18 protein-coding genes are annotated in these 26087 nt (G+C 70.0%); 9 read left to right on the forward strand and 9 right to left on the reverse strand.

Going from position 1 to position 26087, the window contains the following annotated elements:
- Nucleotides 1–113: 113 nt before the first annotated feature.
- The 6 genes from O1Q96_RS19420 to O1Q96_RS19445 all read right to left on the reverse strand — a co-directional run bounded on the left by O1Q96_RS19420 (nucleotide 114) and on the right by O1Q96_RS19445 (nucleotide 9607).
- Nucleotides 114–1835, reverse strand: coding sequence for a dolichyl-phosphate-mannose--protein mannosyltransferase (locus O1Q96_RS19420; RefSeq protein ID WP_269249399.1), 1722 nt, complete (start codon nucleotides 1833–1835; stop codon nucleotides 114–116).
- A 201-nt stretch (nucleotides 1836–2036) separates the two neighbouring features.
- Nucleotides 2037–4091, reverse strand: a complete 2055-nt coding sequence (locus O1Q96_RS19425) for an RICIN domain-containing protein (RefSeq protein WP_269249400.1) — start codon at nucleotides 4089–4091, stop codon at nucleotides 2037–2039.
- 125 nt (nucleotides 4092–4216) lie between these two features.
- Nucleotides 4217–6259 carry a beta-galactosidase gene (locus O1Q96_RS19430; protein ID WP_269249401.1) on the reverse strand — a complete coding sequence of 681 codons (2043 nt, stop codon included), beginning with the start codon at nucleotides 6257–6259 and terminating at the stop codon, nucleotides 4217–4219.
- Between the two features lie 48 nt (nucleotides 6260–6307).
- Nucleotides 6308–7645 (reverse strand): ABC transporter substrate-binding protein, encoded by a 1338-nt coding sequence (locus O1Q96_RS19435; RefSeq protein ID WP_269249402.1) that lies wholly within the window; start codon nucleotides 7643–7645, stop codon nucleotides 6308–6310.
- Nucleotides 7646–7728: 83 nt separating this feature from the next.
- Nucleotides 7729–8676, reverse strand: a complete 948-nt coding sequence (locus O1Q96_RS19440; RefSeq protein WP_269249403.1) for a carbohydrate ABC transporter permease — start codon at nucleotides 8674–8676, stop codon at nucleotides 7729–7731.
- Between the two features lie 4 nt (nucleotides 8677–8680).
- Nucleotides 8681–9607 carry a carbohydrate ABC transporter permease gene (locus O1Q96_RS19445; RefSeq protein WP_269249404.1) on the reverse strand — a complete coding sequence of 309 codons (927 nt, stop codon included), beginning with the start codon at nucleotides 9605–9607 and terminating at the stop codon, nucleotides 8681–8683.
- A 193-nt stretch (nucleotides 9608–9800) separates the two neighbouring features.
- Here O1Q96_RS19445 and O1Q96_RS19450 point away from each other — a divergent pair, with 193 nt between their 5' ends.
- Nucleotides 9801–10880 (forward strand): LacI family DNA-binding transcriptional regulator, encoded by a 1080-nt coding sequence (locus O1Q96_RS19450; RefSeq protein ID WP_419586918.1) that lies wholly within the window; start codon nucleotides 9801–9803, stop codon nucleotides 10878–10880.
- A gap of 96 nt (nucleotides 10881–10976) precedes the next feature.
- Here the strand turns inward: O1Q96_RS19450 and O1Q96_RS19455 are convergent, their stop codons facing one another.
- Complete coding sequence (locus O1Q96_RS19455; RefSeq protein WP_269249405.1) at nucleotides 10977–11747, reverse strand: DUF3050 domain-containing protein; 771 nt, start codon at nucleotides 11745–11747, stop codon at nucleotides 10977–10979.
- A 243-nt stretch (nucleotides 11748–11990) separates the two neighbouring features.
- Here O1Q96_RS19455 and O1Q96_RS19460 point away from each other — a divergent pair, with 243 nt between their 5' ends.
- The 6 genes from O1Q96_RS19460 to O1Q96_RS19485 all read left to right on the forward strand — a co-directional run bounded on the left by O1Q96_RS19460 (nucleotide 11991) and on the right by O1Q96_RS19485 (nucleotide 20079).
- The gene (locus O1Q96_RS19460; RefSeq protein WP_269249406.1) at nucleotides 11991–12623 is read left to right on the forward strand and encodes an antibiotic biosynthesis monooxygenase; all 633 of its coding nucleotides are present in this window, start codon (nucleotides 11991–11993) and stop codon (nucleotides 12621–12623) included.
- A gap of 28 nt (nucleotides 12624–12651) precedes the next feature.
- Nucleotides 12652–14799 (forward strand): aminodeoxychorismate synthase component I, encoded by a 2148-nt coding sequence (pabB, locus tag O1Q96_RS19465; RefSeq protein ID WP_269249407.1) that lies wholly within the window; start codon nucleotides 12652–12654, stop codon nucleotides 14797–14799.
- Nucleotides 14796–16382 (forward strand): AMP-binding protein, encoded by a 1587-nt coding sequence (locus tag O1Q96_RS19470; protein ID WP_269249408.1) that lies wholly within the window; start codon nucleotides 14796–14798, stop codon nucleotides 16380–16382. Before pabB ends, O1Q96_RS19470 begins: the two co-directional genes overlap by 4 nt.
- Before the next feature lie 41 nt (nucleotides 16383–16423).
- Nucleotides 16424–18016, forward strand: a complete 1593-nt coding sequence (locus O1Q96_RS19475; RefSeq protein WP_269249409.1) for a class I adenylate-forming enzyme family protein — start codon at nucleotides 16424–16426, stop codon at nucleotides 18014–18016.
- Between the two features lies 1 nt (nucleotide 18017).
- Nucleotides 18018–19193, forward strand: coding sequence for an FAD-dependent monooxygenase (locus O1Q96_RS19480; RefSeq protein ID WP_269249410.1), 1176 nt, complete (start codon nucleotides 18018–18020; stop codon nucleotides 19191–19193).
- A gap of 91 nt (nucleotides 19194–19284) precedes the next feature.
- Entirely contained in the window at nucleotides 19285–20079 is a 795-nt protein-coding gene (locus O1Q96_RS19485; protein ID WP_269249411.1) for an aminotransferase class IV, read from the forward strand.
- A 93-nt stretch (nucleotides 20080–20172) separates the two neighbouring features.
- Here the strand turns inward: O1Q96_RS19485 and O1Q96_RS19490 are convergent, their stop codons facing one another.
- A complete protein-coding gene (locus O1Q96_RS19490) occupies nucleotides 20173–20664 on the reverse strand; it encodes a carboxymuconolactone decarboxylase family protein (RefSeq protein WP_269249412.1) in 492 nt (163 codons plus the stop codon).
- A gap of 213 nt (nucleotides 20665–20877) precedes the next feature.
- On the opposite strand from O1Q96_RS19490, the gene O1Q96_RS19495 reads away from it, so the two are divergent.
- Together O1Q96_RS19495 and O1Q96_RS19500 are read left to right on the forward strand one after the other, a co-directional pair.
- Nucleotides 20878–23121 carry an MMPL family transporter gene (locus tag O1Q96_RS19495; protein ID WP_269249413.1) on the forward strand — a complete coding sequence of 748 codons (2244 nt, stop codon included), beginning with the start codon at nucleotides 20878–20880 and terminating at the stop codon, nucleotides 23119–23121.
- 288 nt (nucleotides 23122–23409) lie between these two features.
- Nucleotides 23410–24330: a hypothetical protein gene (locus O1Q96_RS19500; RefSeq protein WP_269249414.1), complete on the forward strand. Its 921-nt coding sequence runs from the start codon at nucleotides 23410–23412 to the stop codon at nucleotides 24328–24330.
- A 173-nt stretch (nucleotides 24331–24503) separates the two neighbouring features.
- Here O1Q96_RS19500 and O1Q96_RS19505 read toward each other — a convergent pair whose 3' ends face one another.
- Nucleotides 24504–25982 carry an alpha/beta hydrolase gene (locus tag O1Q96_RS19505; protein WP_269249415.1) on the reverse strand — a complete coding sequence of 493 codons (1479 nt, stop codon included), beginning with the start codon at nucleotides 25980–25982 and terminating at the stop codon, nucleotides 24504–24506.
- Nucleotides 25983–26087: the final 105 nt, after the last annotated feature.

Below are 26087 nucleotides of genomic sequence, written 5' to 3' on the forward strand. Positions count from 1 at the left end.
GCAGCACGAGAACGGACCGTACGGTGACCCGCTGTCACCGTGCGGTTCTTTCGTGGAGGGGCCCTCTCTGCCGTGACCGCCGCCCCGGCCGGACCCTCTGAGGGCCACGACGCTCAGATCCAGGTGTCGAACCACATCCTCGAGTACCAGCTCGCGTGCGGGATCGTCTCGCCCGTGTAGACGGGGAAGAACCAGATGAAGTTCCAGACGACGAGCAGCACCAGGACGCCCGCGGCGACCGTGCCCGACACCCGGCGCCTCTCACCTGCCCCCGGTGGCCCCGGCAGCGCCCCCGCCGCCATCGCGACGGCCAGGCACAGATACGGCACGAAGGCGACCGCGTAGAAGGAGAAGATCGTACGGTCCTGGTACTGGAACCACGGCAGGTAGCCCGCCGCCACCGCGCACAGGACGGCCCCCGCGCGCCAGTCGCGGCGCATGGCCCACCGGTGGAGGAGATACAGCAGCGCGAAACACGCCGACCACCACAGCAGCGGTGTGCCCAGTGCGAGGACGGCCTGGGAGCAGCCGTCGGCGGTGCGGCAGCCGTCCTGGGCGAAGTCCGTCTCGTAGGAGTAGGCCACGGGGCGCCCCAGTACCAGCCAGCTCCACGGACTCGAGTCGTAGGGGTGCGGGGTGTGCAGCCCGACGTTGAAGTCGTAGACCCCGCTCTCGTAGTGCCACAGACTGCGCAGCGCGGCCGGGATCCACGACCAGGGGCCGCCGCGGTCCTCCGCCCAGTGCCGTCCGTAGCCCTTGTCGGTCAGGAACCAGCCGGTCCAGGTGGCGAGGTAGGCGACCACGGCGACCGGCACGACGGAGAGCACCGACCACCCGGCGTCCTTGCGCAGGACGGCCAGATACGGTCGCCGTGCTCCGGCGACACGGCGCGCCCCGACGTCCCACAGCAGGGTCATGACCACGAAGAACGCCAGGAAGTAGAGGCCGTTCCACTTGCTGGCGGCGGCCAGCCCCAGCAGGACGCCGGCCGCGACACGCCACGGCCGCCAACCCGTTCCCACCTGCTCGCCCGTGTGCCGGTCGGGGCCCGCGAAGCCGTCCGCGCCGACGGGCAGACTCGCGGCGAGACGGGCCCGGGCCCGGTCCCGGTCGACGAGCAGGGACCCGAACGCCGCCAGGACGAAGAACATGACGATGAGATCGAGCAACGCCACCCGGCTCATCACGAAGTGCAGGCCGTCCACTGCCATCAGCAGTCCGGCCAGGCAGCCCAGCGCCGTCGAACGGAACAGACGGCGCCCGATGCGGCACAGCATCAGTACCGACAGCGTGCCGAGCAGCGCGACCATGAAACGCCAGCCGAACGGATCGAGGCCGAACATCCACTCACCGAGGGCGATCACCCACTTCCCCATCGGCGGGTGCGCGACGAAACTTCCGGCGTCGGAGAGCGGGATCACCTGGGGATCCGCCACGATCTGCGGGTCGGCGACCTTGCGGTCCGGCCAGGTCCCCTCGTAGCCGAGCCTGAGCAGCGCCCACGCGTCCTTGGCGTAGTACGTCTCGTCGAACACGAGGTTCCGGGGCCGGCCCAGGTTCCAGAAGCGGATCGCCGCGGCCAGGACGGTCACGAGGAGCGGACCGATCCAGCCCATCGCCTTCGCGACGCGGTACGCCGCTACGGGGCTGAGGCCGATGAACTTCCCGGCGCGGGTGCCTGGTTCGGGGAAGGGCGGAACCAGTAGCTCCCGGGTGTCGGTCCGCGGGTGTCCCGCGAACCCGAACCGGCGCAGCCGCTCCGGCCAGGAGCCGGCCTCTGTCTTCGTGTGGGCGTCGGCGTCGGGGCCCGCCTCTGCCGCGGTGTCACTGGTCACCGGGTCATCGTAGGGAACGGATGTTCAAGACGGTCCTCGTCTGTCACGGTCTCGGCGCGAGGCGCTGAGACATCGGCCGGTACGGCGTCGTCGTTCGTCCCTCCGGGGCCGGATGGAAAAGGCGGGTGGACATACGTCTGTGCCCGCCGTACGGGACGGCGGGCACAGAGGTGGATGGCGGTGGGGGCGCCAGGGCGGCTGCTAGTCGGCCTGGTTGGACACGTCCGAGACCTTCCAGCGCTGGTTGTTGCCCGAGTTGGGCGTCCACAGCGTCACGGCCGCTCCCTCGTTCGTGGCCTGGCCGCCGACCTCGAGAAGTCGCCCGGTGGCCGCATTGACGAGGGTCCAGGTGCCGTCACCGGTGGTCGACATGATCCACTGGGTGGCCTTGTCACGCGGGCCGGTGTCGGCCTCCAGTACCGGGGAGCCGTCCCGGACGGCCAGGCGCTTGCCCTCCACCGGGTTGCTGAACACGTACCGCTGCCGGTTGCCGGTGTCGCCGGAGATCTGGCGCAGCTTCCACTGCTGGCCGGCCGCGTCTCCCGTCGACGTCCTGATGACGAGGCCCGTGCCGTTGTCGGCGACGGTCAGCGCCTTGCCGCTCTGGACGCCGGTGAGCTCGTAGGTGTGACCCTTCCGCAGCTCGGCGGCGTCCTTCGCGACACCGGAGACGCCCTTGACCACGAACGAGGTCACCGACTGTGCCGGCACGGTGAAGGTGGCCTTGCGGTCACTGACCTTGACGGCCTTGTGACGGTCGAGCTTGCCGTCGGCGCTCGTCACGACCGGAGTGACGGTGGCGTTGCGGCTGACCTTGCCGAACTTCGACAGGTCGACCGTGACCGCGCGGGACTCGGTGGTGCTGTTGACGTGGACGACGGTCGCGCCGTCACCCTTCCTGGAGACGGCCGCCGCGCTGGACGTGTCGTCCGTCTTGATCAGCCGGTCACCGGGCTTGATGTAGTGCGTGAAGTTGCGGGCGGTGTCGAACTTCGTGTTGGTGTAGATCGGGCAGGACTTCAGAGTGTCCTTCGAGGTGCAGCTGAACGAGAGCTGGATGCTGCCCCAGTTGCCGCCCTTGGCGGACTCGCCGCCCGGCTTCATGTTGTCGTAGTCCTCGACGGGCTGCCAGAACACCCAGGCCTTGGGCTCCAGTTCACGCAGGTCGTCGACCATGCGCTGGGCGAGACCCAGACCCGGTCGCATGTCCGTGAAGCTCTGCCCGTCGCCCCAGTCGCCCTCGACCTCGCTCTGCCACAGCGGCTTGTCGGCCGCCTTGGCCAGGTCACGCACGGTGGTGCGCTGACCGGTGCCGTAGGTGTGGACGTTCATCTGGTCGACGAGGTCCCGCACGTCCTGCGGGTAGGTGTTCCAGTTCTGCGAGAAGATGGACGGGTTGGTCTCGTCCATCGCGGAGATCTCCGCCTTGGTCTTCGCCTTCTTCAGCGCGGGGGCCAGGGCCTTGATGACCTTCTGCTGGAGCTCGGGGCCTATGTGCGCCCCTTCCTGACGGCCCCCGACTGGCTGGCCGTCGGCGCCCAGACGGGTGCTCCAGTAGTTGGTGTTGGGCTCGTTGAACGGGTCGACGGTGTCGACCTTGATGTCCTCGGCCTTCTCCAGCCGCTTGGTCGCACCCGCCATGTAGGCCGCGAAGTCGTCGACCGACTCCGTCTTGAGCTGGTCGTCGGTGGCGTTGAACCCGCCGGAGACGTAGCCGCTCTCGGTCATGAACCACGGCGGGGAGTTGCTGAACGTCTCCCAGTGGTCGATGTCGTCCTTGATGTGGTCGACCCACCAGCGCTGGGTGGCGTCGGCGTTCTTGTTCCAGTCGGCCGGGTCGTCGGCGCTCCACCAGTCGGTGTCCTCGCGCGTGGTGCCCGCGGGGGCCTTCCACCAGCCCTCGACGGCACCGCCGGCGCGCAGGTAGTCCTTGACGTCCGGGGCGTTGCCGCCGCCTATGTTGTAGCGGGCGATGTTCAGCGCGAGACCGTCGTCGCCGAAGAGGAGCTTGGCGAGCTTCTCGCGTACCGGCTTGGGATAGTCGCCGGTGGCGTTGGCGAACCAGACCAGGCTGGTGCCCCAGCCCTCGAACTTCTCCTGCTGGTACGACGGGTCGGGCTTCACGGTGACGGACGCGGTGTCCGCCGCCGTGACCTGTGCCGTGGACGACGGGGCGGATACCAGAGCGGCCCCGGTGGCCAGGGCGGTGAGGCCGGCGGCTCCGAGGAGCCGTCTGTTGCGGGTACGGCGTGCCATCGTGTGCTCCCAACTGCGGTGGTGGTAGCTGCGCGGTGGACCCCCCGCCCGTCGGGCAGGAGGAAGGGCTCTCGGACAGGCGTGGTGCCGTTCGAGGAGTCGGTGCGGGAAGTGCTGTGTACGGTTCAGATGGCGGGCTGTCGCACCACGGCGACGTCCCTGGGCCCCAGGACGAGACCGCCCCCGGCGTCGGTGTCGCCGACCAGGACCTCTCCGGGGAGGTCCGTCAGCGACACGTTCTCGTCGGTCCGGTTGACCAGGAACAGGAACCGGCCGTCGGGTCCACGGCGTACGGTCTGCTCGACCGATCCCCGTGCGTCCTCGGGCAGTTCGCTCTCGACGCCGGCTGGGCCGAGCAGCGCCGGCAGCAGACCGGCCAGTCCGTCGGTGCCGAGGCGGGTGGAGACGTAGGCGGCGGAGCCCTGTCCCACCGCGCGCCGGGTGACGGCGGGCCGGCCCGCGTACGTGCCGCTGCGGTAGTGGGCCAGCACGTCCACCGCGGGGTCGGTGACGGTGACCCGGTCGGTCCACAGGGTGCCCGTACCGGCGCCGTCCAGTTCGACGGTGTCACCGTCGAGCAGCGGGCCGAACTCCTCGATACGGATACCGAGCAGCTCGCGCAGGGCTCCGGGGTGGCCGCCGAGCCAGATGTGGTCGTTCTCGTCGACGACTCCGGAGAAGTACGTGGTGACGAGGTGCCCGCCGGTCTCGACGTACCGCGTGAGCTCCTTGGCCAGCGGCGCGGGGATCACGTGCAGCACGGGTGTGATCAGGACGTCGTACCGGTCGAGGTCCGTCGTGGTGGTCACGACGTCGGCCCGGACACCGAGTGAGAGGAGCGCCGAATACCAGTCCAGGGCTTCCTGGCGGTAGTCGAGGAGGGCGGTGGGGTGCGAGTCCTGCTCGCTCGCCCACCACGACTCCCAGTCGTAGACGATGCCCACCCGCGCCGGTTCGCGCTCGGAGCCCGCGAGCGGTGCCAGTGTCTTGAGGGTCTGCCCCAGGCCGACGACCGCGCGGAAGACCTCACTGTCGGCGCCGGCGTGCGGCACCATCGCCGAGTGGTACTTCTCGGCGCCGGCGGCCGACTGGCGCCACTGGAAGAAGCACACGGCGTCGGCGCCGTGCGCGACGTGCAGCAGGGAGTCGCGGGCCAGGTCGCCGGGCCGCTTGGCCACGTTGACGGGCTGCCAGTTGACCGCGCTGGTGGAGTGCTCCATCAGGAACCACGGGCGGCCGCCCGCGATACCGCTGGTGAGGTTCGCGGAGAACGACAGCTCGTCCCGGTCCTGCGGTCCGGGGTGGACGTAGTGGTCGTTGGAGACGAAGTCGATCTCGCCCGCCCAGTCCGGGTAGTTCATGCCCTTGGTGCCGCCCATCACCATGAAGTTGGTGGTGACCGGCACGCCCGGCGTGATCTCCCGCAGCACGTCCCGCTCCGCGCGCAGGTACTCCTTCAGCGCGTCGGAGGAGAAGCGCTTGAAGTCCAGCTGCTGCGTGGGATTGGGGTGCGAGCCGGTCAGCCGCGGCGGCAGGATCTGCTCCCAGGCGCTGTAGCGCTGCGACCAGAAGGCCGTGCCCCAGGCGTGGTTGAGGGCGTCGAGTGTGGTGTAGCGGGCGCGCAGCCAGTCGCGGAAAGCACGGGCCGCGTCGTCCGAGAAGTCGTAGATGTTGTGGCAGCCCAGCTCGTTCGACACGTGCCAGGCCACCAGCGCGGGGTGGCCCGCGTACCGTTCGGCCATCTTCCGTACCAGGCGCAGCGCGTGGTCGCGGAAGACGGGCGAGGTGGGCCGCCAGTGCTGCCGCGCCCCCGGCCACACCGTCTCACCGGAGGCGGTCACCGGAAGGATCTCCGGGTGCGCCGTGGTGAGCCAGGGCGGCGGGGACGCGGTGGCGGTGGCCAGGTCGACCCCGATGCCGCCCGCGTGCAACAGGTCCATGACCTCGTCGAGCCATCCGAAGTCCCACTCGTCCTGGGCCGGCTGGATGCGGGCCCAGGAGAAGATCCCCACGGACACCAGGTTGACGCCGGCCTCACGCATCAGCCGTACGTCCTCCTCCCACACCTCGCGAGGCCACTGCTCGGGGTTGTAGTCGGCGCCGTACGCGAGGCGTGGGGTGGAGTCACCGTCCGGCCCGTTCAGCTGGGACAGGAGGGTGGAGATCATCGTGGTCCTTCCGGAGTGTTGCGCGGGGGCGGCGGGGTCGGGCGTCGACTACTCGACGGTGAAGCCCTGCTCCTTGCCGTACTTGACGGACGCGTCCTGCCAGGACTTCAGGCCGGCCGGGAGCTTGGTGTTCGAGATGTACGCCTTGCCCACGGTGTCGTTGAAGATCGAGTTGGCGTACTGCTGGAAGGGCAGGTACGACCAGTCCGAGGCGACGTTGGCCGCGGACTCGGCGAAGATCTCGTTGGCCTTCTGGCCGCCGAAGTACGGGAACTCCTTGTTGAGGAACGCGTTGTCCTGGAGCTCCGCGGTGGTCGCCGGGAAGGCGCCCTCCTTGATACGGGACGCGACGCCGGCACCGGAGTTCGCGTATTCGACGAAGGCGTAGGCGAGTTCCTTGTTCTTGCCCAGCGCGGGCAGGGTCAGCGCGCTGCCGCCGTTCTCCGTGCTCGCCTTGTCACCCTTGGTCCAGGCCGGCATCGGGGCCGCTCGCCAGTCACCGGAGGCGTTCTTCACGCCGGTTTCGAAGTTGGCCGGCATCCAGGCGCCGCTGGGCAGCGTGGCGAGGGTGCCGTCGCCCAGGCCCTTGTACCAGTCGTCGGTCCAGCCGTTGATAGGCGCGACGAGCTTCTCATCGATGAGCTTCTGCCAGGTGTCGGTGTACTTCTTGGCGCCCGCGTCGTCGAAGTTGATCTTCACGTCGGTGCCGTCGACCTTGTAGGGGCGCGAACCGGCCTGCCACAGCAGGCTGGTGGTGAGACCCGCGTCGCCGGCGTCGGCGGCGATGAAGACCTTGGGGTCGGCCTTGTGCAGCTTGCGCGCCGCCTCGACGTACTCGTCCCAGGTGGTCGGGACCGCGACCTTGTGCTTGTCGAAGACCTTCTTGTTGTAGAACAGCGCCATGGGGCCGGAGTCCATCGGCAGGCCGTAGACCGCCTTGTCCTCGCTCACGGCGTTCCAGGGGCCGGGGGTGTACTTGGACTTGAGCTTGTCGGCGCCGAAGGGGGCCAGGTCGCTGAGGCCCTTGGTGAGGGCGTACTGACTCATCGCGAAGTACTCGACCTGTGCGACGTCGGGGACGCCCTTCTCGGCCGAGATGGCGTTCGACAGCGCGGTGTAGTGCTTGTCACCGGAGCGCTCGCCGACGAGGTTGATCTTGACCTTGGGGTACTTCTTCTGGAAGTCCGCAGCGACGGTCTTCAGGGTGGGCTCCCAGGCCCAGACCGTGACCGAGCCGCCCTTCTTGAGGGCCGCCTGGATGCTGTCGGCGGAGACCGGCTTCTGGCCGGAGCTGTCGTCGTCGGAGCCGCCGCAGGCGGTGGCGCCGAGGGCGAGGACGGAGAGGACGGCGAGGCCGCGCATCAGGCGGTGTGACGTTCTGCGCATGGAGGTGCTTCCACTTCTGCGTGGGTGGGACAGGGTGAGGGTGGAGGAGATGGGCCTGAGAGGGGTGTGGGCCTGGGGGCGGGTCATTCCTTGACGCTTCCGGCCGCGAGTCCGGACTGCCAGAACCTCTGGAGCAGCAGGAACGCGGCGATGAGCGGCACGATGGTGAGCAGCGACCCGGTGATCACCAGGTTGAAGATCACGTCGCCGCCGATCGTCTGCGCCTGGTTGTTCCAGGCGTCCAGACCCAGGGTCAGGGGATACCAGTCCGGGTCCTTGAGCATGATCAGCGGCAGGAAGTAGTTGTTCCAGGTGGCGACCGTGGTGAACAGCAGCACGGTCACCGTGCCCGGGGCGAGGAGCGGCAGGGCCACCTGGAAGAAGGTGCGCACCTCGCCGGCCCCGTCGATGCGGGCGGCTTCCATCAGTTCGGTGGGGATCGCCTCGGTGGCGAAGACCCACATCAGGTACAGGCCGAAGGGCGAGACCAGCGAGGGGATGATCACCGCCCACGGGGTGTCGGTGAGCCCCATCTTGCTGAACATCAGGAAGGTGGGCACGGCCAGGGCGGTGCCCGGGACGGCGACGGCCCCGATGACCACGGCGAAGACGGCGCGCTTTCCCGGGAATGTGAACTTCGCCAGCGCGTAACCGCCGAGGATCGCCAGGAGGGTGGCGCCGCCGGCGCCGAGCACGACGTACAGCAGGGTGTTCAGCAGCCAGCGGACGAAGATCCCGTCGTTGTACGAGAACGTCTCGCTGATGTTGTCCCAGAGGGCGAAGTCGTTGCTGAACCACAGGCCCGACGAGTCGGCGAGCCCTTCCTGGGTCTTGGTGGCGCTGATGACCAGCCACAGCAGGGGCACCACGGTGTAGAGCAGGATCAGGCCGGTGAGCACGGTCAGCAGGACGCTGCGCTTGGGACGGCCGGGAGCGTGCTTGCGGCGGGTGCGCAGACGAGGCGCGCTCTTTTTCACGTCGGCGGCCTGGGCGGATGCGCTCTGGGAGGGGGTGGTGATGGAACTGCTCATGAGGTCACGCTCCCTTGCGCATGCCGCGGAGCTGCACGACATAGGCGATGACCATGGTGATCAGCCCCATGATGATGGCGACCGCCGCGGAGTAGTTGTGCTGCTGGCCGTTGAAGGACAGCGAGTACGTGTAGAAGTTCGGGGTGAAGTCGGTCGTGATGGCGTTGCGCGCCAGGGGCCGCAGGATGGCCGGCTCGTTGAAGAGCTGGAAGCTGCCGATGATCGAGAAGATCGTCGCGATGACCAGGGCGCCACGGATCGCGGGGAGCTTGATGGCGGTGATGACGCGGAACTGCCCGGCGCCGTCGATCTCCGCGGCCTCGTAGAGGGAGAGCGGGATGACCCGTAGCGCGGAGTAGAAGATCAGCATGTTGTAGCCGATGAACTCCCAGGTGACGATGTTGCCGATCGACGCCAGGACCAGATCGCTGGAGAGCGGGTCGGGCAGGGTGACGCCGAACGCGTCGTTGATGTCACCCACCAGCCCGTACTTGGTGCCGTACATGAAGCCCCACATCAGGGTGGCGACCACGGCGGGCACGGCGTAGGGCAGGAAGATCGCGATGCGGAAGAAGTCCTTGCCGAAGAGGCGTCCGCTGTCCAGCGCGAGGGCGATCAGCAGGGCGATGCCGAGCATGATCGGCACCTGTACGGCCAGGAAGAGCGAGACCCGTGCGAGCGAGTCCCAGAACCGTTCGTCCTTGAGCGCCTGGGTGTAGTTGTCCAGGCCGACGAAGGTGGTGCCGCCGATCAGCTGGTCCCGGAACAGACTGAGGTAGATCGAGTACACGATCGGTGCCAGGAAGACAAGGGCGAACACGGCCACGAAGGGACCGATGAACCCCCACCCCGTCCAGGAGCGGCGGTTCCCCTGCGCGGGAGGCCGGGCCGGGCGCCGCTTCGCGGCCGCCGGCGGTTGTAGCGTCGTCATGTCGTTCCTCGCTCGTCCCTCTCGCGAACCCGGCGTCGCACGCCGCTGATGTTTGCGTAAACATCCAGGTCCGGAAGAGCCTGTGGCCTGTTATGTTTACGTAAACATCTGATGGCGGCATGTCTACACTGCCCCGTTGACGGTGGTCAAGGGTCATTTGAGGAAACTGTGGTTCGTTCAGCGAGGGAGACGGGTGGACACGACGGACAGCGCCTCGGCGAGCAGACCGCAGGCCGCGGCGCGTAGCAGGAAGCGGGCCTCCCGTCGGACGCAGAGCGCGTCCATGGCGGACGTCGCCCGCCTGGCCGGCGTCTCCTCGCAGACCGTCTCACGTGTTTCCAACGGTTACGCGGGTGTGAACGAGGAGACCCGGCAGCAGGTGCTGGAGGCCATGCGCGAGCTGGGCTACCGGCCCAACAGCGCCGCCCGGGCGCTCAAGCGCGGTGAGTTCCGCACCATAGGTGTCATCACCTTCGGGCTGTCGACCACCGGCAACGTCCGCACGCTGGAGGCGATCGCGACCTCCGCGGCGCACGAGGGCTATGCCGTGACGCTTCTGCCTGTCGCCGTCCCGACCCAGGACGAGGTGCGTGGGGCGTTCTCCCGGCTGGGGGAACTGGCCGTCGACGCCGTCATCGTCATCCTGGAGGTCCACCTGCTCGACGCGGTGACCCTCTCGCTGCCGCCGCACATAAAGGTGGTCGTGGCCGACTCCGACGCCGGTGACCGCTACACGGTGGTCGACACCGACCAGGCGGGCGGCAGCCGCGACGCCGTGCGGTACCTGCTCGGCCTCGGCCACGACACGGTCTGGCACCTGGCGGGCCCCGAGGAGTCCTTCGCGGCGCAGCGCCGGGCCGATGCCTGGCGCGCCGAACTCACCGAGGCGGGCCGCGCCACGCCCCCTGTGGTGCGCGGCGACTGGTCGGCCGAGTCCGGCTACCGGGCCGGCCTCGAACTGGCCGAACAGCGGGACTGCACGGCGGTGTTCGCGGCCAACGACCAGATGGCGCTCGGCCTGCTGCGTGCTCTGCACGAGCGGGGCCGGTACGTGCCCGACGACGTGAGTGTCATCGGCTTCGACGACATCCCCGAGGCCGGTTCGTTCCTGCCGCCCCTGACCACCGTCCATCAGGACTTCGCCGAGGTGGGCCGCCGTTGCGTCGAGGGCGTGCTGCGGCAGATGCACCAGGACGTGCCGGAGCACGGGACCACGCTCGTGCCCACGCGGCTGGTGGTGCGCGACAGTACGGCGGGTCCGCGAGCGCGGTAGGCCCTGTCTTCACGTTCCCGGGGCAACCGCCGTCGGCCCACCAAACGCCGAACACGCCCCCGTAGGGCCCGCCTGGAGGCCGGCCTCGTCCCGGCCTCAGCCGCCGGCGTGCTCCATGGCCTCCACGATCGCGTCCCAGAACCGGGACCTGGCCTCCAGGGCGAGGGCCGCGGTCTCCGCGGCCTCCTGCCAGCGGGTGTCGTCGTCGCCGCAGAGGTCGGCCACCATGGCCATGGCCATGGGCGTGTGTTCCTCGCCGTCGACCTCGATGTGGCGGGCCAGGTAGTCGCAGAAGACCGGGAACCGGTCGGCGCCCTCCTTCTTGATCACCTGGTCGAACATGTCCGGGATGAGGTCCTCCCGGGAGAAGGCGAAGGCCGCAGCCCGGGCGTGGAGCGGGCGGTCGTGGATGATCCCGAACGTCGTACGGACGAACTCGGCGGCGGGGCCGGGGACCTGGGCGACCCGCAGCGCGGCGGGCACGTCGTGCCCCTCCGTGAGCAGCGCGAGGAACGTGTCCAGGCGTGAGGTGTCCGCGCCCGCCTCGGTCATTCCGGCCCGGTACAGCTCGAAGTGGCTGGTGAAACCGCCGTCCAGCTCGTCGCTCTCCTCCACCAGCACGATGTCGTTGATCAGACGCCGGCTCACCTGCGAACCGCGGGGCACCCAGGGGACGTCCACACACGTCAACTCCCGCTGGAGGGACTTCAGCAGGGACATGAAGTCCCACACCGCGAAGACGTGGTGCTGCATGAAGGTCGCCATCTGTTCCCGCGTATTTATCCGCTGGTAGATCGGATGGGCGGTCACCTCTTTACGGGCCGGTTCGATCCCCGCGCGCACCCTGTCGATCCCTGCGTGGGTCATGCTCCAGTCATACCTGGACATGGATCTCCTCATAGCTCTTTACAGGTCTGGCTGATTCGGCTCTTCGCGTCGCCGGTGAACGGTGCCCCCGAGAGTGATGGTGCCGCTCTTTTCGAGCGTCGGGCAAGCGATTCCGGGAATCCCGGAAAGTAGCGCGGGAGAGTGTCCGGCAAAGTGTGTCGAATCGGACACAAAGGTGACGAAGGCATGTGAGCCGGGCAGCGGCAAAAACTCCGTTGAGAGTTGAACAGCAAGCCTTCTCTTTCCGTATTCCAGGGCGTGACCAGGAATCCCGTGACCGTCACCGTCGCGTATCGAGTGGTGCCGGGCCGCGAGGCCGAGTTCCACTCCTGGGGGTGGGGTGTACTACGTGCCGGTGCGCGGCAACCGGGCTTTCTCGGTGGTGGCGTACTCGTCGACGGAGAGGCTGAGTGGCATGTGGTTTACCGCTTCACCAGCGAAGATTCCGTCCTGGCCTGGGACTCTTCGCCCGAGCGGGTGCAGTGGCAGGCCCGCGGCGAGACGCTTGCCCGGGAGACCGGGCGGCGGACCGTGCAAGGCTCCAGGGTCTGGTTCGATTCGCAGAACGAAACCGCTTCCGCGGCTGCGGCGGCCCCTCGTCCGCCACCGAAGTGGAAGTTATGGTTCGTGAATATGAGCGCGGTCTTCCCTCCCGTGCTCCTGTTCAATTTGGCAATTCTTCCTTATCTCGGCAGCCTCAACCCTCTCATCCGTACCCTGCTGCTGTGCCTGGCCGTCACGGCCATTGTCACGTGGATCCTCATGCCGCGACTCCAGCGTTTCTTCAAGAAATGGCTGTACCCGCCCCTGCAGGCGATCCGTGGACGGCACAAACGCCGCACCGCGCAAGGCTGAGAAAGACAAATAAAGGGGGGTGGGCAGGTTGAAGACCTTGCTCATCGACAATTACGACTCGTATACGTACAACCTGTTCCAGCTGATGGCCGAGGTCAACGGCGAAGAGCCGACGGTGGTCCTCAACGACGCCCCGGCCGGCACTCGCCCGGACCTCCGGGAGTTCGACAACGTGGTGGTGTCCCCGGGGCCCGGACACCCCGGCCGGCCCCGTGACTTCGGGATCAGCGCCACCGTGCTCGCGGAGTCCACCGTCCCCGTCCTGGGCGTCTGTCTGGGGCACCAGGGCATCGCGGCGGCCGAGCACGGCCGGGTGGCGGCCGCACCGCAACCACGGCACGGGCATCTCTCACGCATCCGGCACGACGGCGAGGACCTGTTCCGCGGACTGCCGCAGGACTTCACCGCGGTCCGCTACCACTCGCTGTCCGTGCGCGAACCCCTGCCCGCGAGCCTCAAGGGCACCGCCTGGGCCGAGGACGGCGTACTCATGGGACTGCGGCACCGCAGCCGGCCGCTGTGGGGCGTGCAGTTCCACCCGGAGTCCGTCCTCACCGAGTTCGGCCACCGGCTGTTCCTCAACTTCCGCAGTCTCACGGCGGCCCGGCCCCGCCCGGTCCGGCTGGCGAAGTCCCGGGTGCCGAGGCCGCGTCCCGAGAACACCGCCAACACGGTCTTCGTGCCCCGGCCCCGGCGGCCCGCGCCGGCCGGCTACCGGCTGCACACCCGCCGGATCGCGGCCGCCGTGGATGCCGAGACGGCCTTCACCCGGATGTGCGCAAACGCACCGAGAGCGTTCTGGCTGGACAGCGCACGGGTCGAGGAGGGGCAGTCGCGCTTCTCGTTCTTCGGCGACGGCGCCGGCCCGCTGGCCGAGTTCGTACGCTACGACGTCGACAGCGGCGTCTGCGAGATCGAGCGGGCGGGCAGGCCCGTACGGAAGGTCCGGGCCAGCGTCTTCGACTACCTGAAGCGGCAGTTGGCGACCCGTCGGGTGGACGCCGGAGAGCTGCCTTTCGACTTCACCGGCGGCTACGTCGGCTACTTCGGTTACGAGCTGAAGGCCGACTGCGGTGCCTCGAACCGCCACCGGGCCGACACCCCGGACGCCTGCTGGCTCTTCGCCGACCGGCTCGTCGCCGTCGACCACCGGGACGGATTCACCTACGCCGTCTGCCTGGCCGAGAACACCCCGAAGGGCACGCGCGAGGCCACCGACTGGCTCGACGGCGCCGTGGCACAGCTGAGCTTCGTGTCGTCGCCGGAACCCGCCCCGACGCCGCCGTCCGCCGCCGAGCCCGACCTCCGTGCCGCCGAACCGTGGCTGATCCGCGACCGGGCGACCTACCTCGCCGACATCGAGGCCTGCCGTCGTGAACTCGAAGCCGGCACCAGCTACGAGATCTGCCTGACCAACGCCGCCGAGTTACCCGCCCCGCCCGACCCGCTGGCCTACTACCGGGTGCTCCGGCGCATCAACCCCGCCCCGTACGCCGCGTACCTGAAGTTCGGGGACCTGGCCGTGGCGGGCGCGTCCCCCGAGCGGTTCCTGCGGATCACCCGGGACGGTGTCGCCGAGGCCAAGCCCATCAAGGGCACCGCCCCCCGCGACGGCCGCCCGGAGGAGGACGCCCGGCTCAGGGACTCGCTCGCCGCCGACCCCAAGACCCGCGCCGAGAACCTGATGATCGTCGACCTGCTCCGCAACGACCTGGGCCGCGTCTGCGAGACCGCGACGGTCCGCGTCCCCCGTCTGATGGCCACCGAGACGTACGCGACCGTGCACCAGCTCGTCTCCACCGTCGAGGGCCGGCTCCGGGAGGGCGTCGACGCGGTGGACTGCGTCCGCGCCTGCTTCCCCGGCGGCTCGATGACCGGAGCACCGAAACTGCGCACCATGGAGATCATCGACACGCTGGAGACCGAGGCCCGCGGCGTCTACTCCGGCGCCGTCGGCTACCTCGGCTGCAGCGGCGGAGCCGACCTCAACATCGTCATCCGCACCGCCGTCCTCACCGACGGCCGGATGCGTCTGGGCGCGGGCGGCGCCATCGTCCTCGGCTCCGACTCCGAGGCGGAGTACGACGAGATGCTGCTCAAGACAGCCGCTCAGCTACGGGCCCACCGCGAGGCCACCGCCACCGCGCCCCGCTCGCTGCCGGAGCAGGTCCGATGACGCCCCCCGCCTCCGCCCCGAGCCCCACCGACACGGCCCGTCCCGCAACCGCGGAGACCGCCGAGGACACCGAGGGCGGCAACCTGGCGGTCGCGCTCGCCGCGCTGGCCGAGCGGAAGGGCTGGACGGACCGGCCCGCCTTCCATCAGGGGCACCGGGCCTGGACCCACGGTGAGGTGCACGACCTCGCGTCCCGGGCCGCCGGGGTGCTGGCCGACCACGGCGTCCGCCCCGGCGACCGGGTGCTGCTCGCGCTGCCCGACTCCCTCGCCTGGGTGACGGCCTTCCTCGCCACCGCCCGGCTCGGCGCGGTCGCGGTCCTCGTCAACCCCGAACTGACCCCGGCCAACCACGAGTTCATGGCCGCCGACGCCGAGGCCGAGCTGTGCGTGACCGGACCGGGCCTGGAGGAGCGGTTCGCCGGACGGACACGACTGGGCGCCGACCAGCTCGTCGCGCTCACCCGCGGTGCCCCGCCGACCACCGGGGCCCATCCGGCCGGCCCGCGCACCCCGCTCTACATCCAGTACACCTCCGGCACGACCGGCACCCCCAAGGGCGTCGTGCACTGCCACGGCGACCCCGGCAAATACCACGACCTCATCGGCGACCGCCTGCTGCGGATCACCCCGGACGACGTGACCCTGTCGGTGTCCAAACTGTTCTTCGCCTACGGCTTCGGCAACGCCTTCGTCTTTCCGCTCTTCTCGGGGTCCTCGGCCGTACTGGTCGACCGGCGCCCCTCGCCCGCGGCGGTCGACGAACTCGTCGCCCGCCACCGGGTGACCCTGCTCTACTCCGTCCCCTCGGCGTACGCGGCGCTGGTGGCCGACCGCGCCGACGAACACGCCGCCTGCTTCGCCTCCGTACGCGCCGCGGTGTCGGCCGGCGAAGGCATGCCCGCCGGACTCGGCGAACGCGTCACCGAGCTGCTCGGCGCGCCCGTACTGGAACAGATCGGCTCCACCGAGGCCGGACACGCCTTCTGCGCCAACAGCCTCGACGCCAACACCCCGGGCACCGTGGGCCGGCCGGTGCCCGGCTTCGACCTGGAGCTCCGCGACCGTACGGGGCACCCGGTGCCGGACGGCACGGAGGGCGAACTCTGGGTACGGGGGCCGACGTTGACCCCCGGATACCTGAACCTGCCCGAGGAGACGGAGCGCGCCCTGGCCGACGGATGGCTGGCCACCCGGGACCGCGCGCGGTGCGAGGCGGACGGCACGTACCGCATCCTCGGCAGGGCCGACGACATGGAGCTGGTCGGCGGCATCACCGTCTCCCCACTGGAGGTGGAGGCCGTCCTGCGCAGGCACCCCGCGGTACGGGAGGTCGCCGTCGCGTCGGTCGCCGACGAACGCGGCGCGACCGCCCTGCGGGCCTACGTCGTCATCGGCGTGGCGGCCACGGCCGCCCCGACCTTCGCGGCCACCAAGTCCGACCTGCAGGCCGCGCTCCTCGCCCTCGCCCGCGAACACCTGGCCGCGTTCAAGGTGCCCAGGACCATCCACGTCGTGCCGTCACTGCCCCGCACCCCGACCGGCAAGCTCCGCCGTCACCTCGTACGCCGAGGGGCGTGGTGACCGTGGCCGTGAACGCGCACACCGCAGAAAGGAAAGGGCCCATGCCACCATCGCAGCCCCTGCTCTTCGATCGTGGGTTCTACCTCGGCCCGCTGTTCCGGCAGGCCGCCGACCGGCACGGAGCCGTCCCGGTCACCCTGGACCGCCCGCTGGACGTCCATCCCGGCCTCGGACTCGACCTCACCTATCCGCTCCTGGCGGCTCTGGTCGACGACCTGGCGGGGCGGTTGTGGGAGGCCGGAGTCCGGCCCTCCGAACACGTCGTCGTCCACAAGTCGGACAACCTCGACATCGTCCTGCTGGCCTGTGCCGTCTCCCACATCGGCGCCGTGCCCGTCCTGCTCTCGCCGGGTCTTCAGGGCCCCGTCGTCGGGCGGATGCTGCAGCGGCTGAACGAGCCGTGGCTCATCACCGACCGGGCGAAGCTCACCGGCCCGCTCAAGGACATCGAGGTCGCCGCGCTCGTGCGGCAGACGCTCAGCGTGGACGACGCGCCCGCTGCCGTTGCGCTGGACAAGTACGCGGGCGCCCCGCTCCACGCTCCCGTCCGGCTGCATCCCCGCGAACCCGCGCTCATCACCCACAGTTCGGGCACGACGGGCGACCCCAAGCTCGCCGTGCACTGCGCGAACACCATGTGGAACCGGCTCGTCCCGCAGAAGGCCATGGGCTGGCCCACCCGGGGCGAGACCGCGGCCCTGCACCTGTCGTTCGTGCACTCGCGCTTCTACCATCTGCTCGGTGTGCTGCTGCACTTCGGCAGCCCGCTGCTGTTCATCACCGACCCCGAGCCCGCCGCCGCGGGTCCGCTGCTGGCCCGGCACCGTCCCGGCATCGTCGAGACCCACCCCAACACCTTCGTGCTGTGGGAGGAGCTGGCCGACGCGCCCGGCGCTCCGCTGGCCCGCGTGCGCTCGTTCAGCAGCACCTTCGACGCCATCCACCCGCGCACCGTGCAAAGGCTGCTCGGCGCGTCGAACCGGCGCTCGCCGTGGCTGATGCAGCTGTACGGGCAGAGCGAGACGGGTCCGGTCGCCTTCCAGTGGTACACGCGGCGCAGTGCGGCCCGCGCCGACGGCCGCCGGGTCGGTATCGGCATTCCCGGCTTCACCGGCGTCCGGATCGCCGACAGCGGGGGACGACGGGCCAGGCCCGGCACCGCCGGCCGCATCGAGGCGCGGACCAGGGGCCGGATTCTCACCTACCTCGGCGCCCAGAAGCAGTACGACCGTCAACTGGACGGCGGCTGGTGGCAGATGGGCGACATGGGCTACCGGAACCGGTGGGGCGCGCTGTATCTGATCGACCGTGAGATCGACCAGATCGACGCCGTGCACAGCAACCTGGAGATCGAGGACATGCTGATGTCCCGCCTCGGTGAACTGCGCGAGGTCGTCATCGTGCCCGGCGCCGACCGTGAGCCCGTGCCGGTGGTGTGCCTGCGGCGCGAAGAGCCGCTCGACCTGCGGCGCTGGCGGGAGGCCACCGCGGACCTGCCCGCGATGGCCGACCCTCTCCAGTGGCGCTTCGAGGACCTGCCGATGACCTCCACCTGGAAGGTCAAGCGGGTGGAGATCACCCGCATGCTCACCGGGAGCACCACGGTGACCGCCGACTCCGCCGGCGGCGCCTGACATGACTCCTGTCATCGTGGTGGGCGCAGGCCCCGTGGGCATGTCGGCGGCCCTCGGCCTGCGCGCCCGCGGACTGCCGGTCACCGTCCTCGAAGCCGATCCGCAGGGGCGCCAACGGCCCGGCAGCCGCGCTCTGTTCGTGCACAAGGAGACACTGCGGCTGCTCGACGAGATGCGCCCGGGGCTGGCCGCCCGCATCGCGGAGTTCGGAAGGACCTGGCACACCAGACGCACCCTGTACCGGGGCCGTGAGGTGTACGCCCGCACGTTTCCGCCCCCCTCGTTCCCGCCGCCCTTCACCAGCCTGCGCCAGGTGGACACCGAGCGGCTGCTGCTCGACGCCTGTGAGAGCGCGGGGGTGGAGTTCGTCTGGGACGCCCGGGTGGCGGCCGTCAAGGTCACGGACGCCGAGGTCATGGTGAGCGCGGACGACGGGCGCGGCTGGACGGGCAGCCACGTCGTCGCCGCGGACGGAGCGCGCTCGGCCGTCCGACGGGAGCTGGACATCCCCATGGAGGGCACCAGCGCGGCGGGCTTCCACGTCGTCGTGGACGTGGCCGACATCCCCGGGGCCGAGCTCCCGCTGGAGCGGGTCTTCCACTACGAACACCCCGGGGCCGGCGGCCGAAGCGTCATGCGGGTGCCGTTCACCGGGGGGTTCCAGGTCGACCTGCAGTGCCGGGACGACGACCCGCTGGAGTCCTACGGGACCGAGAACGCGGTACGGGAGTGGCTGCCCCGGGTCGTGGGGCAGGGGTACGCCGAGCGCATCCTGTGGGTGTCGACGTACCGGTTCCTGCGCAAGGTGGCGGCGGACTTCACCGACCCCGGGCGCCGGGTGCTGCTCGTCGGCGAAGCCGCCCACCTGTTCCCTCCGTTCGGCGCCCGCGGGATGAACAGCGGCATCGCGGACGCGGCGGCGGCAGCCGAAGCCGTGGCCGCCGGCACGCCGGAGGCGGTCGCACGGTTCGCGACGGACCGGCGCACGGCGGCCCTGTTCAACAGCGAGGCGGCCGGCGCGGCCCTGGACCATCTGCGGCCGCGGCGGATCGTACGAGCCAAACAGCGAGCGGCCGCGGCCCTCGCGCCCGTACTGCCGTGGTGCGGGGCCTGGCTGGAGCACGCTCCCTACGGCCCCAGACACGGCTCACCGGCGAGTGCCGGCCGGAAGTACTGACCGCGGCACGTCACCAGAGGGTCCGGTGGATGAATCCGGACGCCCGGGTGGACGTACTGAGGGATGTACTGAGAGGAGAGAGATTTCTTTGATGACACAACCGGCAACCGCAGAGGGCCTGTTGGCGTGGATACCCGGCCGCGGACTGATCGCGGGCCTGGCGGCCGACACCCAGCTGCTGGCTGCGGACTCCTGGCTGCTCCGGGACGGGCGGGTGCGCGGCCTGGACCGGCACCGGGAGCGGTTCCTGCGGGCCTGTGGCGACTGCGGAGGGCCCTCCCTGGACCAGCTCACCGAGTTCTGGCGGGACATGACGGCCGCGCTGCCCCGTACGGGGACCTGGTTCCCGCGCGTCGAGCTGGTGGCCGGCTCCCTCCAGCTGCGGCTGCTCCTGCGGTACGCCCCGCCGCTCGCCCCGGAGGTACGGGTGTGGGCCGCGGGCCAGCTCGATCCACGCACCGTGCCGCGCCGCAAGGGACCGGACCTGGACGTCCTGGCCCGGGTCCGTCAGCGGGCGGCCGGGCAGGGCGCGGAGGAGGCGGTGCTGATCGCCCCGTCCGGCTTCGTACTGGAGGCGGCGACCTCCAGCGTGCTGTGGTGGGAGGACGACACCCTGTGTCTGCCTCCGCAGCAGCTGCCCATCCTGGCCGGCGTCACCTCGGGGCTTGTCCAGGAGCAGGCTCTGCGCGGCGGGATCCGCCTGGCCCACCGTGAACGGACCCTGGCGCAGCTGGCCGGCCGCGAGGTGTGGCTGCTGAACGCCCTGCACGGGATCCGTCCGGTGGCGGGCTGGGAGGGGAGGCAGATGGACGTGGGTGCGGCCCCGCGCGCCAAGGAATGGCGGGAATGGCTGGACGGCCTCATGGAGGCCCTGCCCGCCGACTGAACCGAGAGCGCACCGAAAAGGCACGCGCCGGACCGAATTGAATTCGGCCCGGCGCGTAAAGCCATATCCGGATCAGTAATTCCCCGAGGTTGCTCAGGCCTTTTTCTGGGCGGCCTGATAGCCGCCCGGGACCATACGGGTGGCTATCGCGATGCGGTTGTACGCGTTGATGACCGTGGCCGCCCAGATCAGCGCCGCGATCTGGGCTTCGTCGAAGACCTCCGCGGCCTGCGCGTAGACCGCGTCCGAGACGTGCCCGTCGTGCACCAGCGTCACCGCCTCGGTCAACGCCAGCGCGGCACGCTCCCGTTGGTTGAAGAACGGCATCTCCCGCCAGGCGTTCAACGCGTACACGCGCTGCTCGCTCTCGCCCTGCGCGCGGGCGTCCTTCGTGTGCATGTCGATGCAGAACGCGCAGCCGTTGATCTGCGAGGCGCGAATCCGCACCAGTTCCAGCAGTTCCGGTTCGAGCTTGGCGTCCTGCGCCGCGGAAACGGCGGCGCCGTGCAGCGCGCCCATTGCTCCGGACACGTCGGGGGTTATTTTCTTGAGGGCCACGCGAGGTGTGGATTCATTGTGGGGCATGGGAGTGACTCTATCTTCGCGATGAGCGCGATGAAAAGGAAACAGTGCGAATAGCGGTATTGATTCGTACGAGGGCGGAGCAGCTGAAGTGGGCCGGGCGGGGACCGCCGGTGAGGGCTCCGGGTGACGCGGTGGGCGGGACTTCCGCAGGACGACGTGATCAGGGCGTCGTTTAATGAACAAGTCCGGCAAATCCCCCCCACAGGAGTGCCTATGTCGCCGACAGGGCCCAGTCCGGCAGGCGGACCGGGCGCAGCCGGGAAACTGCGCAGGCTGGGGGAGTGGTGTGCCCGGCACTTCGTGATCGTCATCGTGGGCTGGCTCGTCGTACTCGCGGCTCTGCAGGTCCTGAACCGCTCGTTCGGCGGGGAGTACTCGGACGACTTCTCGCTCTCCGGCGTCCAGTCGCAGCAGGGGCAGGAGGTCCTGAAGCGGCACGACCCGACAGCGGGCGGGTACAGCAGCCAGATCGTGCTGCGCGACGACAAGCAGTCGCTGAGCTCCGTGAGTTCGCAGATGAGCCAGACGGTCACCGATCTGCAGAAGCTGCCCCACGTGCTCGCGGTGCAGAACCCGTTGACGGCACAGAACTCGCAGCAGTCCTCGGGCCAGTCCCAGCAGCAGAACGTGGGCCCCCTCTCCGGTGACGGCAAGACCGGCTACATCACCGTCCGCTTCGACGTGCAGCCGTCCACGCTGGGCGACTCGTACCTCGACGGGGTGGACGACTCCGTCAAGCCCCTGAGAGGGGCGGGCGTCGAGGTCGAGTACGGCGGACCGCTCGGCGAACTCGCCAGGCCCGCCCCCGACGACCGCGTCAGCGAGCTGATCGGGTTCGGCGTGGCGATCGTCGTCCTCCTCGTCGGCTTCGGCAGCGTCCTCGGGGCGGGCATCCCCCTGCTGACCGCCCTGATCGGCGCGGTGGGAGGGCTCGCCTGTCTGGGGCTGCTGGCCGCGGCCTTCACCTTCGCCACGGTGTCGCCGACGCTGGCCACCATGATCGGGCTCGGCGTGGGCATCGACTACGCGCTCTTCCTCATCACCCGCCACCGGCAGAACCTCATGGACGGCGCCGATCCGGTCACGGCGGCGGGGCGGGCCACAGCCACCAGCGGCCGGGCCGTACTCGTCTCCGGCTGCACGGTCATCATCGCCCTGGCCGGACTGTCGGTCTCCGGGGTGGGCTTCATCGCGAAACTCGGCGTCGCGGCGGCCGTCACGGTCGTCTCCGCCGTCATCGGCGCACTGACGCTCGTCCCGGCCCTCCTGGGGCTCATCGGTCACCGCATCGACCGCTACCGGGTACGCCGCCCCGTCGCGGAGACGGACGCGGCTCCGGGCGCCCCCGCCCACGGCACCTGGCACCGCTACGCCCAGCGGGTGCAGCGGCGGCCCTGGTGGTTCCTGGCCGGCGGCACCGTCACCGTCCTCGTCCTGGCGATTCCGCTGCTCTCGATCCAGCTGGGCCACATCGGCGACGGTGCGGATCCGAAGTCGTTCACGGACCGGCGGGCCTACGACATCATGGCGGACGCCTTCGGCCCCGGCTCCAACGGCCCGTTGACCGTCGTAGTGGACCAGACGAACGTGCCGTCCGACCAGCGTTCATCGCTCCAGTCGCAGGTGCAGAAGTCCCTCACCGACGTGCCGGGCGCCGCCACGACCACACCGCTCTCGACCACCCAGGACGGAGACGTGCTGGTCGCCACGGTCTACTCCGAGCAGGCCCCGCAGAGCGCGGACACCACCGACCTCACGAACCGCCTCGTCGACCGGATCCTGCCCCAGGCCGTCTCCGGCACCGACGCCAAGGGGTACGTCACGGGGACCACGGCCGCCCAGGTCGACTTCCGTGACATCGTCGCGGAACGCCTCCCCCTGATCATCGCGGTGGTCGTCGCCCTGGCCTTTCTCATCATCCTGATGGTCTTCCGCGGACTGCTGGTCGCCCTCAAGGCGGCGGTCCTCAACGTCCTGTCGATCGCCGCCTCGTACGGCGTGGTCGTCGCCGTCTTCCAGTGGGGCTGGGGCGGCCCCGCGCTGGGCGTGGAGGGGAAGGTTCCCATCGAGAGCTACGTGCCGATGATGATGTTCGCCATCATCTTCGGCCTCAGCATGGACTACGAGATCTTCCTGCTGTCGAGGGTGCACGAGGCCTGGCTGCACACCGGCGACGCGAGGGCGAGCGTCGCCCACGCCCTGGAGATCACCGCCCGCGTCATCACCTGCGCCGCCCTGATCATGGTGAGTGTCTTCGCCGCGTTCGTCGTCAGCGACAACATCGTCGTCAAGATGCTCGGCCTCGGGCTGGCGGTGAGCGTGCTGATCGACGCCACGGTGGTGCGCCTGCTGCTCGTTCCTGCGGTCATGACGCTGCTCGGCCGACGCGCCTGGTGGACCCCGCGCCGGCTCGACCGGATCATGCCGCACCTGGATCCGGAAGGGGACCGCGGCTGAACCGCCACGGCAGACCGTTGTCGTCGCCGCCGCGGACGAACTCGCCGTGCCTTTCGGCCGAATGGTGTGGAACACCACGACTTCACTCAACTCTTGACGTGGGGAACTCGTGAAGGATTGACGGGAGTTGTGAAAGGCGACAAGAATGCGGATCACTTCGCTCCGCTGCGTCTGAAGCGAACGAAGTGACGCGAGTGACTCGGTCGCGCACGCCTTCGTTGCGTCCGCCCGCGTCGGTCACCCGTGCTCAGCCACCTCCCACACCTTTCGATCCCGCAGAGGCTCACTTTGTCGCGTTCGCAACAATCCAGAACTCCGGCTGCCCTCGCCGCCACCGCATTCCTCGCCGTCGCCGCCGTACCCGTGTGGGGAGCCGGTGTCGCGAGCGCCACGCCCGGCGGGGCGTGCCAGTCCGCCACGGTCCAGTACCGCATCGTCGGCGCCGACGGAGGTGTCGTGGGCGCGGACTGGACCTCGCAGGGCGGATTCCGTGCCTGGGACACCGTCCCCGGCACCGTCCAGGTCCGGCTGGCTCCCGGCCAGAAGGTCGGGGACAGCTGCAAGTACCCCGTCTCCCTTGCCGAGTACACCACCGAGGGCCCGAACTGGGCCACTTCCGGTCGCCAGGTCATGGTGGACAAGGCCACCGTCTACCTCACCGCCGCGGACGTGGCCGGCGACGACGCGAAGCAGACCTGGCAGAAGCTGGCCGTGAAGTCCCCCGACTGCTACGGCCAGATCGACCTGTACGGCGACGACATCGCCTATGACGGCAAGACGGGTGAGGGCCACGGGCCCGCTCCCTACCAGCCGGGCGGCGTCGTCACGCCCTACCACCTCATAGCCGCGTGGAACGGAGGCGAGAAGTCGTGCACCCCCGGCCCGTCGGAGCCGTCCACCCCGACGCCCACCCCGTCGGAGCCGACCCCGACCGGTCCCGCGGGCAGCACGCCGCCCGCCGAGGAGACGACTCCGCCCGCCACGCCCACCACACCCAAGCCGTCCACGACGCCTCCCACGACACCGGACGTGCCGCCGCTGTCGTCGAAGCCGCCCACCACGCCCGAGCCGTCGCCCAGTGACAGCACGCCGCCGCTGGCGGAGACGGGTTCCAGCGCGCCGGTCGGCCTGATCGCCGGCGGGGCAGCCCTGGTGGTCGCCCTCGGCGCCGGGGCCGTGTACGCGGCGAACCGCTCGCGTCGCACGTGACACCCGTGACGGACCTGCGGGGCATCACCCCCGTGCTGTAGGCCCGCACCCGCGACTCCGCCTCCCGGTGGCACGATCCACGCCACCGGGAGGCGGAGCTGTCACCGGAGAACGGCGGGGAGAGGACGCCGCATTGCAGGCGAGACGGCTCTGCCCGGGCGGGGCGGCGGCGCTCAGGGAGCGATGCCCACACCGTCGATGCGGCTCCAGGACCGCTCCTGGGACGCGGTCATGGCCGGCCAACGCAGCCCGCCAGGGCGGGCGTTGACCCGGGACGCGTACGAACCGGGACGGAACGCCGGGGCGTAGAAGCAGCCGGTGCCGTACTCGGCGTCGAAGGCGGCGCAGGAGGCCGCGGTCGACTCCGGCGTCGGCTTCCTGCCGGTGCGCACCCAAGTGTCCAGCGTGGCAAGCGAGTTGGCGTACTCGGCGGTGCTCAGCCCGCTGTGTTCGCTCTCCCGGGTGAAGGTCTGCACGAGGTTCCTCTCCCGGTGGGCGCCCCGGAGGCTGTCCCGATAGGCCTCCTCGTGCTCGACGAACGCCGTGGGGTCGTCGATGGCGTGGAGCGTGAGCACGGGAATCGCGACCCGGCCGGTGATGTCACTGTCGTAGGAGAGGTCGCGTACGGCGGTGGCGTCGGCGGCGAACCGCTCCACGCCCGCGTTGAGCGCCTCGTCGTCGTGGGATCCGGAGTACCGCACACCCTCGTTGCTGAACGGATTGCGCCCGCCGAGCCGGTTGTGCACGATGTCGCGGAAGGTGAACGTCGCGAACCGCAGGTGCGATTCCAGGGCGCGCTCGGGCAGGCCCGTGACGGCCAGGATGTCGTCCAGATTCCGCTGCTGCACGGCTGTCCGCTCCAGCGCCGGAGACTCGAAGCCCGTGCACTCCCGCAGGCGGGCGCGCAGTCCGGCGGACGTCATGGTCGACCCCGCTCGCAGTCCCTCCCACAGCGGGTACCGGGGCTCGGTGGGGCGTGGGTGGTTGCCGCAGTAGTACTGGTACACCACGCGCAGGTCCACGCGGTAGTCGTATCCGCGCGAACCACCCCCGAGGACACCGTTGGTGAGCAGGGCTCCGTCGTACGGACCGTGCTTGTGGGCGCCGTACGTCTCCACGACCTTCGCCGCGACGTTGCCGCCCCAGGACTGGCCGTGCACGTACGTGCGCTTCGGCGTTCCGAACTCCTCGACGAACAGACGGCGCAGGTTCTCCGTGTCGGCCGCGGCCATCCGCGTCCCGTACCCGCCGCGCCGGTACGACGAGCCGGCCCACGCGTAGCCCTCGTCCACCATCACCGCCCAGCGCTCCAGGTCACCGGTACTGCGGTCCGGGTCGGACTCCGCGCCGAGGTCGGGGCCTCCGTGCGCGTGCACCACGAGTGATCTGTTCCAGTCCTTCGGCACGGCGATCGCGTAGTGGGCGCCGTGGGAATCCTGTCCGGTGTAGCAAGTGGCCTTGCCCGTCAGGTTGGTTGGGCACTCGGCGGTTGTCGGTTCACCAGCGGCCGGGGAGGCGGACACAGGTCCGGCGAGCGTGCCGGCCAGGACTGCCGCGATGCCCGCGGCCACTGCCGCGCGGCGGCGCCCGAGTGACCGCAGGGCACGGGTTCCTTCGCGGATGCCCGTTGTGCTCGGCCTCGTCCAGTCCATGGGTGTCTCCCTGTCCTCGTCGGCGCTCCGTTGCGCGGCGGGCCCGATGCTAGGGAGGGCCGGGACGGATTCCCACGGCTTGATCATTTGCGTTCATTGTGTTCG

It is taken from the genome of Streptomyces aurantiacus (genome assembly GCF_027107535.1).
Taxonomy (GTDB): domain Bacteria; phylum Actinomycetota; class Actinomycetes; order Streptomycetales; family Streptomycetaceae; genus Streptomyces.